The sequence below is a fragment of the Sphingobacterium sp. UBA865 genome (genome assembly GCF_002295765.1).
Lineage (GTDB): Bacteria > Bacteroidota > Bacteroidia > Sphingobacteriales > Sphingobacteriaceae > Sphingobacterium > Sphingobacterium multivorum.
In genome coordinates, this window is sequence record NZ_DBGB01000023.1 from 179,198 (window position 1) to 198,137 (window position 18,940).

Here is an 18,940-nt window from a genome sequence, read left to right on the forward strand (position 1 = left end):
TTTGCTAAAATTTAAAATTCCACGTAATCGATGGTATCGCTCCAAATAATGCTATCCGATAAATCTCGGTGACATTGGATTGTCCTTCTTTTTCTCTAAAGTCGATCAAATAGGCATTTTTTCGGTTATAGGCATTGTAGAGACCAAACGACAAGCTCGAGTAGCTATTCTTTGTTCGCTTAATATCATAAGTTGCTGCCAAATCCAGGCGGTGATAAGCTGGCATCCGCTGCCCATTTCTTTTATCGTAATAGAAGATCGTACGATCGTCAACAAAATATTTCCCCGCGGGCATCGTTACGGCGTCACCTGTATAGTAGACAAAATTGGCGCTCAAATTCCACTTCGGATTTAACTGATACTGCGCCACAATGGCTATATTATGGGTTTTATCCTGCCGCGCACTAAACCACGCACCATCATTGATCTGTTCAAATTGGCGCTCACTTTTGGATAAAGTATAACTCAGCCAGCCGCTAAATCGCCCCAGTCTCTTTTTCAGAAACCATTCAATGCCGTACGCTCTACCTTTTCCAAACAGCAATTCCCCTTCCAGCAATTCATTTGCCTGTAGATCGGCGCCATTCCTATAGTCAATCTGGTTCTTTAAATCTCGATAATAACCTTCAACAGAGAATTCATATCTGTTGGATGCAAAATTCCGAAAGTAACCCAGCGAATACTGATTGGATAACTGCGGCTTAATTGTATTATTGCTCAGTACATATTGATCGGTAGGAAGGCTGCTGGTCGTATTACTCAGTTGATGCAAATACTGAACATTGGTATTAAACGAAGCCTTTACCGTTGTCAAATCATTGATCGCGTAGTTTAAGGAAATGCGAGGCTCCAGATAGACGTACTTTTTACCCAACTTGCCATTTCCTACATAGGTAGAATCCACGGCCTCGCCAGCAGGATCGAAAGTATAAAATGTTCCCGGTCCCAATGCTGCGTAAGCGGATGCTCTCAGTCCAAAGTTTAATTTTAAACGGTCGGTAACTGACCAGTCATCGGTTAGATATGCAGCAACATCAACACCCTTACGATGTTGAATTTGCAATGAATTCACCTTCGAATCTTCCCCCGCTTCGATACTTGCCGGTCGGATTTCCTGCAGGGCTGCCTGCAATCCAAATTTTAGATTGTGACGGTCCGAAAGATTGTACTGAAAATCTTGCTTAAAATTGTAATTAAAGATATCTGAGCGGATCTTAAAGTTATTATCATCCTCAATCTTAACCTGATAATTGAATTTACTAAAAATTAACGTTGTATTGCTAAACAACCTATTGCTCCAGACATGGTTCCAACGCATGGTTCCAGTCGCATTTCCCCAATTGAAATCAAACAAATCATGATAAGCCATTGCATCCTTACCGAAATATCCAGACAAGTAAAGTGTATTCTTATCATTGATGCGATAATTAAACTTTGCATTGAGGTCATAAAAAAAGAGCGCACTCTTCTTAATATTCTCATCACTTGAAAGTTTTAAGAAAAGATCCGCATAAGTACGTCTGCCGGAGATCATAAATGAGCTCTTGCCTTTTTGAATAGGTCCTTCCAATTTAAGACGCGAGGCGATAAGTCCCAAGCCACCTTCTACGTTGAAGTGCTGATTGTTTCCATCCAAGGTGGTTATTTCCATAACCGACGAAATTTTACCCCCATATTGAGCCGGAACCCCACCCTTGTAGAAATTAACGTCTTTGATCGCATCGGAATTAAAGGTCGAGAAAAAACCGAACAGATGGGAACTGTTATAGACAGGAGCCTCATCCAGCAAAATCAGGTTTTGGTCGCCACCACCACCACGCACATAAAAATTGCTGCTTCCTTCCCCACCACTGGTTACTCCTGGAAATAGCTGTATGGTCTTGAGAATATCTTTTTCTCCAAATAGTACAGGGACTTTTTCGATTTCTTTAGGGCTAAACTGCGTAAGCCCAGGCGTTAGATCCTTTATTGATTTGCGCCTATTTCCGGTCACGGTAACCTCGGCGAGCTGATTTTCCTCAGGTACCAACTGAATAATATAAGTGGAGTCCTTATCCAGATAAACAGAAAATCCTTTTGTTCGATAGCCTACCGACGATACTTCTATCCCTTTGCTGCCATCACGGACAGACAAGCTAAAAAAACCATATTTATTTGACGCAGTGGATTTTTCCTCCGCATCGTTTCGTATCACGGCACCAATAATATTCTCACCGCTGATACTGTCCCTGACAAACCCCGAAATAGATTTAGACTGTTGACTATACGCTTGCTGCGCGCAGAACAAAATGGAAGAAAGACAAAAAACAACCTTTATAGGTTTAAACATAATCAAGTGAAGTCAAAATTTTGCTGAAAATAATAAAAAAGCCTTACAATTTGTAAGGCTTAATAATAAGTTTATAATTTGTTAGTTAAGGTCTCTGTTTAACAAAAATAGCATTTTATTCATTTATGCCAAATATTTATCCATTTTTCTTTTCACTTTTCTTCGCTTGATCAAAATATCCCTTAAAAAAAGCCATTTGATAAACAATTGACCGAGACCAGTACTCCCAATTGTGTCCACCTTCACTTGTAACAAAGGTATGATTTATATTATGGTACATCAATTTATCATGCAGCGCAACATTCACCGTGTAGAAAAAATCTTCCTTACCGCAATCGATGATTAAGCGAAGTTTATTATTGATTAATTTGGGAACCATATTCATAACAACACGATTATCCCATTCTTGCGATACATCAGCATAATTCCCTATGCGATCTTTAATTTCCCAATTTAGGGGGAAAGGTCTAAAATCTACCCCACCGGCCGTACTTCCTGCAGCGCCATAACTATCCTGATGTTTTATGGCCAGCGAGAGCGCGCCATGCCCGCCCATACTTAAACCCGTAATAGCCCTTCCGCTCCGATCTTTGATCGTTGAATAACGCTGATCTACATAATCGATCAGCTCTTTGGACACAAAGGTTTCATATTGGTAGTTTTTATCGTTCGCGATGTCCCAATACCAGCTTCCAAAACCGCCATCGGGACAAACCACCATATAACCATACTGATCTGCCAATGCGCTTACACTTGAATTTTTAACCCAATTGCTATAATTACCGGAATAACCATGCAATAGGTAAAGGACGGGATAATTGATTTTGCTCGAGTAATTTTGCGGAAGAATTACGACTGTCTTAATTGCTTTACCCATGGACGGGCTCTGAATGGAAAGAGTATCCACTTTTGCAGCGTAGGAGTTCGTGAGTGTGCATAAAAATAAAGTGAATGCAATTAACAGCTGTCTAATACCGGCCAGACAAAATAGGCCGCTTTTGATAGGATCGGTTTGATGAAAATTATGCATCGAATAACTGAAAATAGGTCTAGTGTTTATCATAAATGTATTGATTTCTTTCAAAGAAATAAAGATAGGATTTTAAACCAAATGGACGCTCGCTAATTGTATAAAATCCAGTTCCATTGCTATCGAAAGCTATTGCTTCCCCCTGCGGCTCTACCTGATAAGGCAGAATAGCTGGCTTTCGTTGCAATACCTGCTTCCAGGATTCACTTCGGTTTCTCTGCCAATAGAAAATATGGGTAATATTCTTTACAAGCAGTTGTGTACCTGTCTGATCTATAGCAGAAGCCGTAGCAAAAGTAAATGGCAGCTCTGCTATCCTATTTAAGGTGAAATATTGCTGTTTAACATTTGTAAATACTTCGGCGCCATAAACAGTCGATCGAAATTCACGTTTAGATATAACATACAACATGTTGTCAATTGGATCAATCATAATCGATTCGGCATCTAACCGTTGCTGGCCAGGAAATTTAAGAAAGATAGCCCGAATGGACTTCTTCGGAATAAGCCCAGGATCATCGGCCTGAGGCTCAGGAAATACATACAGGCATGTCCAGGTTCTTTTCCCGGCGTTGTTTCCGATGTCCGCGAGGACGAGAAAATAGGTATCTCCAATTTTCACCCGATCGATATCCTCACAGTCGACGACAGAGACTCCTTCAAGTGAAAATTTTTTCAGTAGTTTGGCCTGACGATCAATTAAATAAATAGTTGCACCGTCACCACTATCATTGTGTACCCAAAGATTACCCTCCTGATATGCCGGTGTAATACCCGACACTTCCTTCAATTGTGGATCAGTCAGTTCCCCAAGAGCAATTTGCGTTTTAAAATAATCCTTCCTATTTTGGCTGTACACCTGCAAACTTAACAGCGAAAATGTAAACAGCAGGCACAGATTCAATCGTGCAATATTCATGTTTAAAGATACGTTTTTATTGATATTTACTTTCTAATTATGAAGAAGCCTTCCACATACAGTTCATTACTCCTTTTTTTAACACTCTTATTCCCCTGTCACAGCCTATTCGCGCAGAATTCTTCATTTCGTGTAAAAGTAAAATCCGGTCTTCGCCAAACACCACCTTATCTTGTCAAGTACTACAACAGTAAAGATTGGGAGAAATTCAATACCGAGATACGCCAATTTGATTATGATCCCAAATTTGAATATGACATCAAGATCCTCAAACGTCAAAACGGTTCACGTCCAACATACAGCTTAGCCAAAACGATCACAAAATCATTATCGGAAGAGACGGCTGTGGACACATGGGAAGTTGGAGAAAACTACGTAAATGCTCAGAACCTTGGTAAATTGAAGTGTCTGCAGATAAAATCTGATAAAAAAAATAAATGGGAATACCTCGCTGCAACCATTCAAGGTTTCGATTACCAAGAGGGCTACCGTTACCGCATTCGGGTAAAACAAACGAAACAAAAAGATACAGACACCATCAGATACAGCTTAATTGAAGTTGTCTCAAAAGAACGTACAAATGAACTGCCCAGTGTGGCCGCATTTCTGGCTCGTTTTAAATGGAATTTACTTCAGTTAAATGGAAAGGATGTCACCGACAGCAAAGCAAGCATCGGGTTCGATGCCCGAAATGGCACGATTACCGGAACAACGGGATGCAACAATTTTTGGGGAAATTTCACTATTAAAGGGGACAAAATCAGCTTTATACACCTAGCAAGCACCATGCGTGCCTGCAATGGCCAAAATATCGAAAATGACTTTTTCCAAATTTTTGAACAAAAACAAATTCAATTTGACATAGCCGAACAAACCTTAAATTTATACAACGACAGAAAACTAGTCATGATTTTTGGGTTAGAGCGGGAATAAAAAACACCCAAAGTCTGGGAGACTTTGGGTATCTTAGCCATATTATTAACCTATTTTATGAAAAGTATTTATGCCATTTGGAAATGACATAAACAAATATGTGAAATAAATCGGAAACAATCGAAAGCACAATATTATTTTAACAAAATTTTAACATTTCAAAAAATAATGAGATAAATGAGCATAAAAATGATTCATTTTGACTCATCCCGATCCATATTTATCCTGTATCTTACAGGTTTAAACCGATACAATGATTAAAACATTTTTAACATCAACAGCCTTACTTTTAACCGCGACACTTTTTGCCCAGAAGAACCCTGTCATCAAGGGAAACTATGCCGATCCTGAAGGTATTATCTATGGCAATAAATACTGGATATTCCCGACCTATTCGGCACCTTATGAAGAGCAGATATTCTTCGACGCGTTTTCATCTTCCGACTTGGCCAACTGGACAAAACACAGCCGCATCTTGGAAAACAGCAATGTCAAATGGGCGAAAAAAGCTATGTGGGCACCAGCGGTATTGGAAAACAAAGGCAAATATTACCTATTTTTCGGAGCCAATGATGTACATCAAGGCGAGATCGGAGGCATCGGGGTGGCTGTGGCCGACAAGCCAGAAGGTCCCTATAGCGACCTATTGGGCAAACCCTTAATCAACGATATTATCAATGGCGCTCAACCGATAGATCAGTTTGTTTTTAAAGATAAAGACGGAACTTTCTATATGTATTACGGCGGTTGGAAGCATTGCAATATGGTGAAGCTCAAGCCAGATTTCACCGGCTTGCTCCCTTTTGATGATGGTAGCTTTTACAAAGAAATCACCCCTAAAGATTACGTTGAAGGACCATTTATGTTTATAAAAGATGGAAAATATTACTTCATGTGGTCGGAAGGCGGTTGGACAGGCCCCGACTACAAAGTCGCTTATGCCATCGCCGATTCGCCATTTGGGCCTTTTGAGCGCATCGGGACAATATTAGAACGAGATCCCGAAGTCGCTGTTGGCGCCGGACATCATTCAGTCATCAAAGTACCCAACAAAGACAAGTATTTTATCGTCTACCACCGTAGACCGCTTGGCAAAGATGGGGCCAATGAGCGCGTCACCTGTATCGAGGAAATGAAATTTGACAAAAATGGACATATCATACCTGTTAAGATGACCTTTACAGGTGTCAAGTATCCATTAAAATAGCAAAAATACTCGTTTTTGCAAACAACAAAAGAAGCCCAGATCAATCGAAATGGGCTTCTTTTTTTATGAAAACAATTACCGCTTAAATGCTAGAAATTGCATTATTTAATGTTTCAGAAGGACGCATTGCCTTAGCAGCCAATTCATCATTCGGGAAATAGTAACCGCCGATGTTTTGTGCATGCCCCTGTGCAGCGATCAGTTCTTCATTGATTTTCGCTTCATTATCTGTCAACACCGTTGCAACAGTTGCAAATTTCTCTGCCAATTCAGCATCTTTTGTCTGTGCCGCCAAAGCCTGAGTCCAGTATAGTGTCAAATAGAAATGTGATCCGCGATTATCAATCTGACCAACTCGACGTGCCGGAGATTTATCGTTCGCTAAGAATTTTTCTGTTGCTTCATCCAAGGTCTCCGCCAATACAAGCGCTTTTGGATTATTCTGTGTTTGAGACAAGTGTTCCAAAGAAGCACCAAGCGCCAAAAATTCACCCAATGAATCCCAACGCAAGTAACCCTCTTGAAGGAATTGTTCTACGTGTTTCGGAGCCGAACCACCAGCACCTGTTTCAAATAAACCACCACCATTCATCAATGGAACAATAGACAACATTTTAGCTGATGTACCCACTTCTAAGATCGGGAATAAATCCGTCAAATAATCACGCAACACGTTACCAGTTACTGAAATGGTATCCTCGCCCTTACGAATACGTTCCAAAGAGAATTTCGTCGCATCAATCGGAGATAAAATACGAATATCCAAACCAGTTGTATCAAAGTTTGGCAGGTATTTTTCTACTTTTTTGATGATTTCTCTATCATGTGCACGGTTTTCATCTAACCAGAATATAGCTGGAGTTTCAGATAAACGAGCACGATTCACAGCCAATTTCACCCAGTCTTGAATTGGTGCATCTTTCGTTTGACACATACGGAAGATATCACCTGTCTCCACTTTTTGCTCCATGAAAACATTTCCTTCAGCATCCACCACGCGAATAACGCCGTTTCCTGCAGCTTGAAAAGTTTTATCATGAGATCCGTATTCCTCAGCTTTTTGCGCCATCAAACCTACGTTTGGCACAGAACCCATTGTTTTAGGATCTAAGGCACCATGCTCCTTACAGTCTTCAATTGTAGCTTCGTAAACGCCAGCGTAACAACGATCAGGAACCATCGCAATAGTATCTTCTTCTTGACCGTCTTTATTCCACATTTTACCACCAATACGGATCATTGCTGGCATAGAAGCGTCAATAATAACATCAGAAGGCACGTGGAAATTTGTAATGCCTTTATCCGAATTTACCATCGCTAAAGCAGGGCCGTTTGCGATAGCAGCGTCGATAGCAGCTTTCACTTCAGCCTCTTTTGCATGGCCCGCGATTTTAGCATAAACCTCACCTAAGCCGTTATTTTTATTGATACCCAGCTCTTTGAATAAATCGCCATATTGCGCAAAAACATCTGCAAAATAAGTTTCAACAACAGCACCAAAGATAATCGGATCAGAAACTTTCATCATTGTTGCCTTTAAATGTGCAGACAACAATACCCCTGCCGCTTTCGCTTCAGCGATAGCATCTGCTACAAAAGCTTTCAATGCTGTTAAACTCAACGTTGAAGAATCAATAACTTCACCCGCTTTCAATGGCGAAAGTCCTTTTAATTCTGTTACTGCACCTTGCTCATCAACAAACTCAATTTTAAATTGGCCTTCATTTTCTACGGTTACAGACTGCTCTGAGCCATAGAAATCACCTGAAGTCATTGACGCAACCTTTGTTTTAGAATCTTTCGCCCAAGCACCCATTTTATGTGGGTTTGCTTTTGCATAGTTCTTCACCGCTTTAGGCGCACGGCGATCTGAGTTTCCTTCACGTAATACAGGATTTACCGCAGAACCCAATACTTTGGCATATTTCGCTTTAGCTGACTTTTCCTCTTCTGTTGTCGCTTCATCAGGATAGTTTGGAACAGCGTAGCCTGCTTGCTGTAATTCAGCAATAGCACCTTTTAACTGCGGAATCGAGGCGGAGATATTCGGTAATTTAATGATGTTTGCTTCAGGAGTTGTTGCCAACTGACCCAACTCAGCCAATGCATCAGCAATTTTTTGATCTTCTTTTAAAAATTCTGGAAAGCTAGCAAGAATACGGCCTGCTAAAGAGATATCTCTCAATTCAACATCGATATCAGCTGTAGCTGTAATCGCTTGAACGATAGGCAAAAACGAATAAGTCGCTAATAAAGGAGCTTCATCTGTTTTTGTCCAAACAATTTTTGATTTGTTTGACATAGTAATCTATTAGAAATATGTTTAATTTTTAATGCTATGTGAAATCATTGAAAAATCTGAATTTCTCAAAAATTCGCCTAAAGATAAGAATAAATGCCATAATTAACGAGGAATTGCACCCCTTTTGACAATAAAATTGTGAAAATAAATATATTTTGGCAATACAGAATAAGTCGCCCCTCCTCTACCCAAAAGTATTTCCTCTTGACATTTCAGTGACCAGATACTACAGGCGAAATCCTATTTTAGCTCAACATAAAAACACGACTTACAATGAAAACATTCAAATTGAACAATGGAATTGAAATTCCGGCAATTGGATTTGGAACCTGGCAAATTCCTGAGGGCGACGAAGCTTATCAGGCAGTTAAAGAAGCACTTGCCGCTGGATATACACATATTGATACTGCGGCCATATATGGCAACGAAAAGAGTGTTGGAAAAGCGATAAAAGACAGTGGTATCGATCGTAATTCGCTGTTTATTACAACAAAACTCTGGAATACCGAGCGTGGATACGATAAGACTATTGCTGCATTCGAAAAATCGCTCAGCGATCTACAATTGGATTACCTCGATCTTTACCTGATTCATTGGCCTGCCAACGAAACGCAATTTGCAAACTGGTCTGACATCAACGCCGATACCTGGCGGGCTTTTGAGCAGCTGTACAAAGAGGGGAAAGTTAGAGCGATCGGCGTGAGTAATTTCCCCAAAGACTACCTCGCCAAATTATTGGAGTCAGCGACAATCATCCCTGCAGTGAACCAAATTGAATTTCATCCGGGTTACCTTCAGCAAGATACTGTGGCACTCTGCCAATCCAATGACATCCTTGTTCAGGCTTGGTCACCCCTGGGTTCGGGCAGAATATTACAGGATGAAACACTCGTTGCTTTGGCTAAGGAAAAGAATACTAGTGTTGGACAACTCTGTATCAAATTTGCTTTATCTCAGGGTATCTTGCCGCTGCCAAAATCAACCAATCCCGATAATATTAAAAGAAATTTAGTGATCGACGATTTTGAGCTGACAGCAAGCGATATCAAAACTATACTCGATTTACCTGAAATGGGGTTTTCCGGATCGGACCCTAAAAAAGTCGCTTTTTAAAGGTGATAATATAGGATTGATGGAGTCGCTCTTGGGCTGCTCCTCCAATCTTATATTGTTGAGCTTCCAGTACCAAAGAAACTGATTGTCCCTTTTTCCTAAACAGGATATAACAATTTTTTGCTATTATAGCGGTAAAGTTGCCTACACTATTCCTTACTTTTTTATTGAAAAAATGAATGAAATAGAACTTATAGATCAATCGGAACTTCCTGCGAAGGGAGAAGACTACTACTATCACCCCTTATGGACGACTTGTATACTGCTGTATAGAGGCTCTATCCAGGTCAATAGCAATGGTACGCTTACCGATCTCCAAGCTGGCAGTATCCTCTTTATCGGATACAATAAGTACTACAGCTTTACAACAATTAGTACCGATGCTATATTTAAAATCCTTCATTATGACCGGAATTTTTCCAACCGAATACGCTTGTCGATCAGTCGATATGATGCGTATCGGTTAATCAATGCCAATCGTTCCACACCTTTTACTCCCGCCCCCAACGATTTTGAAGCTATCTGGACATTGTTATGCACTTTGCATAGCAATCGTAAAAAACCGATCGACCCGAAGAAGGATTTTCTCCAAAAAGCCAACATCAATATTTTTATGGCTATTATCTACCTTTTGGCCGATGTGATCTATACTGCTGGTGAAAGCTCCGGAAAGACACGCAACAAGAGAAAGGAAGAAATTACCGTACATTTTTTACAGCTTATAGCTGATCACTACAAAGCGCAGCGCGATCTCGCATTCTACGCCGACCGCCTCCACATTTCAATCAAATACCTGTCGATCAGCGTCAAGGAGATTACACAAGAATCGCCCTCGGAAATTATCAGTAACTGGCTAGTCACAGAAGCTAGAGCGCAGCTCACCATTTCTACCAAAACAATCAACCAGATCTCACAAGAGTTTAATTTTTCAGATCAATATGCTTTTAGTAAGTTTTTCAAAAAACATGTCGGCATAACACCTAAGCTATTTCGTGAACAACAGGTAAATCTTGTTACCAATTGAACATCATAAAGCAGTAATCAAACATTTCTTGTCACCCCAGGGCATGCTAACTTTGTAGCACATATATAAACAAAGTTAAATACCATGAATACAAAGTCAAGAGCCCGAAAAATAGGTTTTTACTTGACGTTATGCTTCTTTACATTCTTTTGCAATCAAACATACGGTCAAGACAGCATAAACAGCCGAAAAATATCAATTGAAAAACTGTTCGAACTTGCTATCCATAACCACCCAAATCTTATTGTTTCGGCGTCGGCCGTAAGTATCGCCCAACAAAAAACGGAAGTTGCAAAATTAAGAAGGCTTCCCGAAATCAGTGCTTCAGCATCGGCTTTTTACCTCGGCAACGCTGCGTTGATCGACAAAGACCTTTCGGGGTCGGAAAAAGTCCCTTTACCCCATTTCGGTAACAACTATGCATTGGAAGCGAAAGAACTTATCTGGAAGGGCGGTGTCGTAAAAAATAGCATCAAAGCATCCTCGCTGGGCGAAGAACTGGCTGAATTGGACCATAAGAATGAAGAACAGAACATTAAAATTTTGGTTTTAGGCTATTACCTTGATCTATTTAAACTGAAAAATCAAGAAGCTGTCTACAATCAAAATATTGAGCTTGCGCACAAGAGACTGGACCTGACGGAAAAATTATATAAACAGGGCATGATCACCAAAAATGATGTTATCCGCAACCAATTGCAAATATCCGAGTTGGAGTTAGCCAAAGAGGTGATTCAGAATAATCGGAAAATCCTGAATGACGAGCTTATAGTCGCATTAGGGCTACCGGAGGGCACAGTAATTGAGCCGGATGACAAACTATTAAACAGCAGCTTTCAGCTGGCAGACCTCGCGAGCTTAAAACAAGACGCTTACGTTTCCAGTCCCGGTCTACAGCTTGCGGCCAAGGAAACCGAACTTTTACTGACAGAAAAGGCTATTACAAAATCAGAGCGATCCCCTGCCCTCAGCCTATTCGCGGGAAACAGTCTTGTGAAACCTATCACCAATGTGATGCCGGTGATCGACAAGTATATGAATACCTGGAATACCGGTATCTCCCTGAATTATACGATTTCTTCCATCTACACGACAGGAAAAAAGCTTAAACTAAATGATCTACAAATTGAAAAGAACGAAAAATACACAAGTGCTCTGAAACAAAAAACCAGCGTCGCTGTTAATACTGCATACATTAAATACAATGAGGCCTACTCACAACGCAAGACGCTGGAGTACAATAAAGCTCTTGCAGATGAGAACTATCGTATTATTGAGAAAAAGTACTTGAACCAATTGGCGTTGATCGTCGATATCATGGATGCTTCAAACTCAAAACTTGAAGCGGAATTGAAATACACAAATGCTGAAATCAATATTGTGTATGCATATTACAAACTTTTAAAAGAGACTGGAAAGATCTAGTACATTTTCCCTTTGCCTAATTTAATCAGTTTTATATATGTAAGGCCTCATTAAGTAATTAATGGGGCTTTTTTATCGACAATACTGCATCATCTTAACTCATTATTATGGCAAATTCATTTTTTAAAACAATCAGATCATCCATCAAGCACTGGTATATTCCATTGATTATCGGCATTCTATTAATTCTTTTGGGGTTCTATACCATTTCCACACCTGTTGCCGCATTTCTCACATTAGCGATTCTATTTTCATGGTCATTTATTATTTCCGGTATTTTGGAAATTATCTTTGCCGTGCAGAACAAAGATGAAGTGGACGGTTGGGGTTGGTACCTCACCGGAGGGATTCTTTATACCCTATTCGGCATATTACTGATTGCCAACCCGTTGCTTTCAGCCAGCACGTTGGCGTTTATTGTAGGCTTTTATGCGCTCTTTAAATCCTTTCAGTTGCTATCCTTTTCTTTTGACCTCAAAAATTACGGCAGTAAATCTTGGGGCTGGAATTTATTATTTGCCATTTTAGGCATTATTTTCAGCTTTATCTTACTTTGGAATCCGCTATTTGCAGGTTTTTCGCTGGTCATATGGACCGGAATGGCCATAAGTACGGTGGGCTTTGCAGCCTGTGTCTTTGCATTTCAGCTGAAAAGTCTCAAAGACATCCCTAGCAAGCTGCCAGACGGGTGGAAAGAGCGTTATCAGAAGCTTAAAGAAGAATTTGATCAACACCGCAAATAGAAAAAGGGCTTAATTGACCTTTTTTTATCAATATTGCTCCGACTGTTAAGTTTATTTACTTATTTCGACAATCTTAAAAGGCACATTATGAAGTGGAAAATCTTGTTTATCCGTCTTTACCCGACTGATTTTCATGATCACCTCTAATCCCTCATAAATCTCGCCAAAAACGGTAAAATCGTGATCAAGTCTTGGCTGTCCGCCACGAGCCAAGTACTCCTGACGTTGTGCTGCAGTATATTTTATCCCTTTCTTCAATTCCAGACTATCCAGTTCTGCTGCCGTGATTTTCTTTCCGACCACGAAATAGATCTGATTCAAAAAAGATGCTTTTGCGGGGTTTCCATCCCGTCCTGCACCCAAGGCACCTATTTTATGATACGCCCGGTCATCGAACTCTGCCGCCAATCGCGGTTTTCTATGAAGAGGATCTGCCGCCTCACGTTTTTCAATATCGATATCATGCTCTCCGCCCTGCACAACAAAATTTTCGATAATGCGATTAAACAATGCTCCTTGATAGACCGTATCCCGAATAGATCGCAACATCAAATCGCGATGATTGGGGGTATAATCATAAAGTACAACTTTAAAATCGCCAAAATCAGTCTTGAAAAGTAAATGTTTTGATTGGGCATAACAATTCCCCAATACAATAAAAACAAAGCTTAGGATGGTTAGAATTTTCCTCATCGTATGAATTAATCGTTTTCTTAGATTTCATATAAAAATACATTAAATTTCGATTTTTGAGAGACATTGAGCGGCAGTTTTCCAAATGCTCTCGAAGAATATCTGTACAGGATACTTTCAAAACTTTTCCTGCACTAAAAAATTACAGCCATCGTATGGAATTAAAACTTGCAAATAAGCGTAAATTTATCTTAGTTTGGATTAAAACTATTCAAGACTATGCAGTATACAGCAAATCCAGACCGATATCAAGATATGATCTATAATCGTTGTGGTCAATCCGGTCTTCTATTGCCTGCCATCTCATTGGGAATGTGGCATAATTTCGGTGACGACACAGCCCATCAAACGAAAGTTGATATTTGCACAACAGCGTTTGACCTGGGAATTACCCATTTCGATCTCGCAAACAATTATGGTCCGCCTGCTGGAAGTGCCGAAAAGGCCTTCGGACAAATATTAAAAGAACAATTTTGCGGATTACGCGATGAGATGATTATTTCATCAAAAGCGGGATATCATATGTGGGACGGGCCTTACGGAGAATGGGGAAGCCGTAAATATGTGATATCAAGCTGTGAGCAATCACTTAAACGCCTGGGTATCGATTACGTCGATATTTTCTATTCACATCGTTTCGACCCCAATACCCCCTTGGAGGAGACCATGCTGGCGCTAGATCAGCTTGTCCGTAGCGGAAAAGCGCTTTATGTCGGTATTTCATCCTATAATTCGCAACGCACAAAAGAAGCCCATGCAATCCTGAAATCATTGGGCACACCTTTTATTATTCATCAGCCTAGCTATTCTATGCTAAACAGATGGGTAGAAACCGATGGTTTGCTCGATACCTTGGATGACATAGGCATTGGTTCTATCGTCTTTTCCCCTTTGGCACAGGGCATGCTCACCGATAAATATTTACAGCATATCCCCGAGAATAGCCGTGCGGCGCAATCCAAATCACTTCAGACAAAATTTCTGAATGAAGAAAATCAAAAGAACATCCAGGCCTTACATGCAATTGCACAGCGTAGAGGGCAATCACTGGCACAAATGGCTATAGCATGGGTTTTACGCCAGAAGCAAGTTACATCGGCGCTAATTGGCGCCTCAAGACCACAACAGGTCATTGATTGCGTGGGTGCGCTGAAGAATCTGACGTTTAGCCCGGAAGAAATTCACGAAATTGATCTTTATGCAAAAGACGGCCATATTAACATCTGGGCTAAATCGGCTGAGATTGATTAAGATCAATGCCATAAAAGTTTTCATCCAAGTAACTACTTCACGCATGGCTGAATTCCATAAACTAAAAATGAGCCTGGATAATACCGGGCTCATTCCGTTAATTAACCCATTTTTTTCAATATCTTTTCAAAGGTGTTGATATTCCGGCTTGTCATCTTATCTTTCAGATTCTTTTTCCCCAACACCTTTCCGAAGCTGGAATCCAAGGTATTGCCCTTGGGTACGCACCAATAAAAGACCGTATCGACAATTTCTCCCTTCTCTCCCGGCACATGTGTCGAATTGCTGAATTCATCCATCAATATTGTTTCGACACCTGTTGTCCCTACAAAAGCATAGACATGGAAGTCTGTATGTATTTCAAAAGGAATATTTGCCTGCAGCAATTCCACTTCTTCCTGTGATCGGATGAACAAAAAAGCTTCATAAGAAAAATATTCCGACATGGACTCCTCTAGTAACTGCTTAAGCGAGGCGGGAGCTTTGTCCGACGAAAAAACAATATTTCCGGAAGCCAGTACCGAAGTAACGTCCGTTACACCGGCGTCCTTAAAAACCTGACAGACATCTGACATCTTCATATTGGTTCCCTTCACATTGACGCCGCGTAGAAAAGCACAGTATTTCATAGTATTACATTAATCGATTATTTCGTCCATCGGATCCCAAAACAGCTTTCTAAAGTCCTTGATCCGTAAATTATTGACAACAAGCCCCTCGGCTTCAAGCCGTTCTTGAAATTCAGGCACTGCAAGCGTGCCGCCACTGGATACAACACGGTGGGCGGGTACATCGCTGGGACATCCTCCCATCGCTTTCCCGACGTGCCTTGAGTGGTTAGGAAAACCTAAAGCTTTTGCTATGGCTCCATAAGTCGTTACTCGACCTTTGGGAATCAGCTTTGCAACCTCATATACTTGTTGTTTGAATTGCTCATCCATGTTAATTTATATTTTATTTGCGCTGTTTAGCATGTCAAAAAATCTTCTTTCCTATTTCCGCGGCGAAAAATGAAGAGCAACCTAAGTTACGAAAAGCTCTTGTAAGCAATACAGTCTTTAATTGATTCACTTGTCTAATTTTCGTTTCCATATGATTTTGGGGGAAACGATTCCTCCAATTGTCTATATACGCGATTCCAGCTAGGGCTATCGTAAGCATTCAGTTTTACATATTGCCCTTTTTTTGTTGCAATGCTTATTTTTATATCTATTCCGTCGTATGGCTGACGCGACTCCTCCTCTTTAGCGGCAATAAATTTCTCCAAATCAATTTTATCCAATAGGAAGTTCCATTTGTCTTCCGTATTGCCATATGATTTTAGGGTACTCTGGGCTGTATCAATTGCAGAAAACAGACAATAAACACTATCTCTTGTTATCTTAATCGTATAACCTTTTGAAGGTGTTGCTGTAAATCCGCCAACCGTAGAAAATGACACTGCTGTAATCTCAGTTTTAGTATTTTCTACCTTCACCCGATGTGAGTTATGGGTACAGCTTTCTCCTAAGAATAGCTGTCCAACCAAAAGTGAGAACTTTAGGATCAATTTTCCGCCCATATCTTGTTCCTTTAGACGCTGGTAAATAATCAAACGAAAAAAAGCGTTGTCTGTTGTCAACAGACAACGTCTTTTGCTGCTTTCCTAATTTACAAAAGTTATTCAGATTTCGTGACCCCAATCTCTGTATTCGTTACATATCAAACCGATCAGTTGCCTTGGATCAGCTCGAAAACTGTTCCTCGTAACACCATACTCACTCGTGACTGGAAATTTTATTCCCTAACAAAAAGTTGTTCATTCTGTTTCCTATCAAAACACATTGATACAGGGCAAAAAAACAAGTGTTTTTCTATAACTATAGGTTAATATTCACTTTCCTTTTAGTGCCTTTTCGAAGGAAAAAAACGGAATCTTCACAGCCCCAGTAGGGATAAAGCACATGCTAAGCACAGATAAAGCACTGTTCATGTATAAAGCAAAATGCGCTTTAAAAGTACTACAAGCATGCGTGAAGGCTTCACAAAGCGACCAAAAATGAGGGCAAGTAGAGCTAGATTTAGTTAATTAATAACTATTTAAATTCATTCGATGAATATACGTAAATGCTCGTTGTTTTATCATTTAATCACTTGAAAATAAAATAGAAATAGGTGTTAATATAAATAATAGGAGTCCACGATTTTGTTTATTATGGTTGTTTTTCATGAATAGATTAAATAAAAAAAGAACTAGTAAGGTGCTTTCTATTCTTTCTGATTTTTCAGAAAAAATTTGAGCGGAGCTAACATGCTATAACTCTGCCCGCTTTTCATATTTTACAATTATGTATATTAAAAAGAACATTTCCTACCCATTACAGCATTAAGAAAGGAAAACCATTATTCAACAGTTATGTTCTATGACTATTAATCTTTGTTCTAAATGAATCTAAAAGGAAATTCAGTTCCTTAGCATCCTCTTTGGTGCCAATAGCCCTTTCTTCCTTTTGATTCCATCTAGTAACATCCCAATGTCTTTTTTTTGAGCATTCTTTTAAAATTCCATCTACCGTAATTCGAACATAGACAATGCGCATAGTTCGGCTTTTTCTCTTGAGCTCTTTAGAAAGAAGTTTAGCCCATAACTTTGTTCTAACATAATCAATCACTTTAAGGGTTATAAATTTCGAACCTAAGCTTAAACTAATCAAGACGTTAAAATATTTTACAAACTGAATATCAACCACTTATAGATCATTTTGTGGCACCTTCAAAAAAATCCCAAAAGTGCCACATATGTGCCACAAACTTTTGGAGTATTTTTGAAGATTTTGCGAATCGTCCTAAACAAAAAAATCCTGCAAATCAATGACTTGCAGGACTTCTACATTTTTTAGTGCTTTTTAAAAACTTTAAAGTTGCACCTGGCGGAGAGTGAGGGATTCGAACCCCCGAACCTGTGACAGTTAACGGTTTTCAAGACCGCCGCATTCGACCACTCTGCCAACTCTCCGCGACAAAAGTACGAATTTTCACTATCCTACCAAATTTTATTTTATATATTATGCTTATTGAGCTTTTATAAACTGAATATCAGCACTAAATTTTACATCGTCGCTCACCATTACCCCTCCTGTTTCCAATGCAGCATTCCAATTAAGGCCAAATTCTGAACGTTTGATTTTGCCCTCTACAATAAAACCAGCTTTGGTATTTCCCCAAGGGTCTTTTTGGATACCTGCAAATTCTAAATCAAAAACGACCGGTCTAGTGACATCACGAATAGTCAAATTTCCCTTAATTTGTTCATTTTCTAAATTCGTTGCCTCAAAAGTAATGGTGGGATATTTTTCCACATCAAAAAAGTCTGGACTTTTTAGATGTCCATCCCGTTGTTCATTACGCGTATTGATGGACGCAGTGTCAATAACAACTTTCGCTAGGGCATTTTTAAAATCTTCGCCTTCGGCATCAACATCTATTTTAAAACCGTCAAAGTTTCCTTTAACGTTCGTAATCATCATGTGTTTTACTTTGAATTCTATCTCGCTATGTGCAGCGTCTAGTTCCCATTTTCCTTGTGCCATAATTTTATGTTTTTTCTATTTGTTTAACAACACAAAGGTAACAGCAGTTTTATTCATTTTGTTTGACCTAGATCAATAAAATAATCTTGTTGAAAAGCAATCAGTTATTGAAAAACCACAAAAAAAAGTTGGCGATATTTTGGAAATATAACACAAATGTCTACTTTTGCATTACCGAAAGCGACGCGCCAATAGCTCAGCTGGATAGAGCATCGGTTTTCTAAACCGACGGTCTCAGGTTCGAATCCTGATTGGCGTACTTAAAAGCTCCTTTGTATGACACAAAGGAGCTTTTTTTATACATCAAATTCAAAATATCCACGATACATACGCAAGCTTGAACCTATCTCCCCTTCTCATTTTTAAATTGCCCCTATTATGGATCAAGCAGACTTCTTGGGG

At 39.7% G+C, this 18,940-nt stretch carries 17 protein-coding genes and 2 tRNA genes; 8 read left to right on the plus strand and 11 right to left on the minus strand.

Going from position 1 to position 18,940, the window contains the following annotated elements; genetic code table 11:
* Positions 1–4: 4 nt before the first annotated feature.
* From B2O97_RS14130 to B2O97_RS14140, 3 genes are all read right to left on the minus strand, one after another.
* Complete coding sequence (locus B2O97_RS14130) at positions 5–2,329, minus strand: TonB-dependent receptor (protein WP_070560867.1); 2,325 nt, start codon at positions 2,327–2,329, stop codon at positions 5–7.
* A 136-nt stretch (positions 2,330–2,465) separates the two neighbouring features.
* On the minus strand, positions 2,466–3,392 hold the full coding sequence (locus tag B2O97_RS14135) for an alpha/beta hydrolase family protein (protein WP_312440718.1): 927 nt from the start codon (positions 3,390–3,392) through the stop codon (positions 2,466–2,468).
* Positions 3,379–4,278, minus strand: a complete 900-nt coding sequence (locus B2O97_RS14140; protein ID WP_286767585.1) for a hypothetical protein — start codon at positions 4,276–4,278, stop codon at positions 3,379–3,381. Before B2O97_RS14140 ends, B2O97_RS14135 begins: the two co-directional genes overlap by 14 nt.
* Before the next feature lie 39 nt (positions 4,279–4,317).
* Between B2O97_RS14140 and B2O97_RS14145 the strand changes: the two genes are divergently transcribed.
* The gene (locus B2O97_RS14145; RefSeq protein WP_286767586.1) at positions 4,318–5,211 is read left to right on the plus strand and encodes a DUF4377 domain-containing protein; all 894 of its coding nucleotides are present in this window, start codon (positions 4,318–4,320) and stop codon (positions 5,209–5,211) included.
* A gap of 253 nt (positions 5,212–5,464) precedes the next feature.
* Positions 5,465–6,418, plus strand: a complete 954-nt coding sequence (locus B2O97_RS14150; protein WP_115048517.1) for a glycoside hydrolase family 43 protein — start codon at positions 5,465–5,467, stop codon at positions 6,416–6,418.
* Positions 6,419–6,500: 82 nt separating this feature from the next.
* Here B2O97_RS14150 and B2O97_RS14155 read toward each other — a convergent pair whose 3' ends face one another.
* The gene (locus B2O97_RS14155; RefSeq protein WP_286767587.1) at positions 6,501–8,720 is read right to left on the minus strand and encodes an NADP-dependent isocitrate dehydrogenase; all 2,220 of its coding nucleotides are present in this window, start codon (positions 8,718–8,720) and stop codon (positions 6,501–6,503) included.
* 273 nt (positions 8,721–8,993) lie between these two features.
* Between B2O97_RS14155 and B2O97_RS14160 the strand changes: the two genes are divergently transcribed.
* The 4 genes from B2O97_RS14160 to B2O97_RS14175 all read left to right on the plus strand — a co-directional run bounded on the left by B2O97_RS14160 (position 8,994) and on the right by B2O97_RS14175 (position 13,025).
* Complete coding sequence (locus B2O97_RS14160) at positions 8,994–9,833, plus strand: aldo/keto reductase (RefSeq protein ID WP_115048514.1); 840 nt, start codon at positions 8,994–8,996, stop codon at positions 9,831–9,833.
* Positions 9,834–10,008: 175 nt separating this feature from the next.
* Positions 10,009–10,857 (plus strand): helix-turn-helix domain-containing protein, encoded by an 849-nt coding sequence (locus tag B2O97_RS14165; protein ID WP_115048512.1) that lies wholly within the window; start codon positions 10,009–10,011, stop codon positions 10,855–10,857.
* An 84-nt stretch (positions 10,858–10,941) separates the two neighbouring features.
* Positions 10,942–12,282: a TolC family protein gene (locus B2O97_RS14170; RefSeq protein WP_112374681.1), complete on the plus strand. Its 1,341-nt coding sequence runs from the start codon at positions 10,942–10,944 to the stop codon at positions 12,280–12,282.
* Positions 12,283–12,389: 107 nt separating this feature from the next.
* On the plus strand, positions 12,390–13,025 hold the full coding sequence (locus tag B2O97_RS14175; RefSeq protein ID WP_115048510.1) for an HdeD family acid-resistance protein: 636 nt from the start codon (positions 12,390–12,392) through the stop codon (positions 13,023–13,025).
* 51 nt (positions 13,026–13,076) lie between these two features.
* Here the strand turns inward: B2O97_RS14175 and B2O97_RS14180 are convergent, their stop codons facing one another.
* Positions 13,077–13,718: a peptidylprolyl isomerase gene (locus tag B2O97_RS14180; protein WP_115048508.1), complete on the minus strand. Its 642-nt coding sequence runs from the start codon at positions 13,716–13,718 to the stop codon at positions 13,077–13,079.
* Positions 13,719–13,937: 219 nt separating this feature from the next.
* Between B2O97_RS14180 and mgrA the strand changes: the two genes are divergently transcribed.
* Entirely contained in the window at positions 13,938–14,969 is a 1,032-nt protein-coding gene (gene mgrA, locus B2O97_RS14185) for an L-glyceraldehyde 3-phosphate reductase (RefSeq protein WP_115048506.1), read from the plus strand.
* A gap of 101 nt (positions 14,970–15,070) precedes the next feature.
* On the opposite strand, the gene B2O97_RS14190 is transcribed toward mgrA, so the two are convergent.
* The 6 genes from B2O97_RS14190 to B2O97_RS14215 all read right to left on the minus strand — a co-directional run bounded on the left by B2O97_RS14190 (position 15,071) and on the right by B2O97_RS14215 (position 18,538).
* Complete coding sequence (locus tag B2O97_RS14190) at positions 15,071–15,598, minus strand: DUF1697 domain-containing protein (RefSeq protein WP_115048504.1); 528 nt, start codon at positions 15,596–15,598, stop codon at positions 15,071–15,073.
* A gap of 9 nt (positions 15,599–15,607) precedes the next feature.
* Positions 15,608–15,910 carry an MGMT family protein gene (locus tag B2O97_RS14195; RefSeq protein ID WP_115048502.1) on the minus strand — a complete coding sequence of 101 codons (303 nt, stop codon included), beginning with the start codon at positions 15,908–15,910 and terminating at the stop codon, positions 15,608–15,610.
* Positions 15,911–16,044: 134 nt separating this feature from the next.
* Entirely contained in the window at positions 16,045–16,590 is a 546-nt protein-coding gene (locus tag B2O97_RS14200; protein ID WP_115048500.1) for a hypothetical protein, read from the minus strand.
* A 772-nt stretch (positions 16,591–17,362) separates the two neighbouring features.
* A complete protein-coding gene (locus tag B2O97_RS14205) occupies positions 17,363–17,698 on the minus strand; it encodes a hypothetical protein (protein ID WP_286767588.1) in 336 nt (111 codons plus the stop codon).
* Positions 17,699–17,876: 178 nt separating this feature from the next.
* Positions 17,877–17,964, minus strand: a tRNA-Ser gene (locus tag B2O97_RS14210).
* A gap of 55 nt (positions 17,965–18,019) precedes the next feature.
* On the minus strand, positions 18,020–18,538 hold the full coding sequence (locus B2O97_RS14215) for a YceI family protein (RefSeq protein ID WP_286767589.1): 519 nt from the start codon (positions 18,536–18,538) through the stop codon (positions 18,020–18,022).
* Between the two features lie 185 nt (positions 18,539–18,723).
* On the opposite strand from B2O97_RS14215, the gene B2O97_RS14220 reads away from it, so the two are divergent.
* Positions 18,724–18,797: transfer RNA gene (locus B2O97_RS14220), tRNA-Arg, on the plus strand.
* The last annotated feature ends 143 nt before the right edge of the window (positions 18,798–18,940 follow it).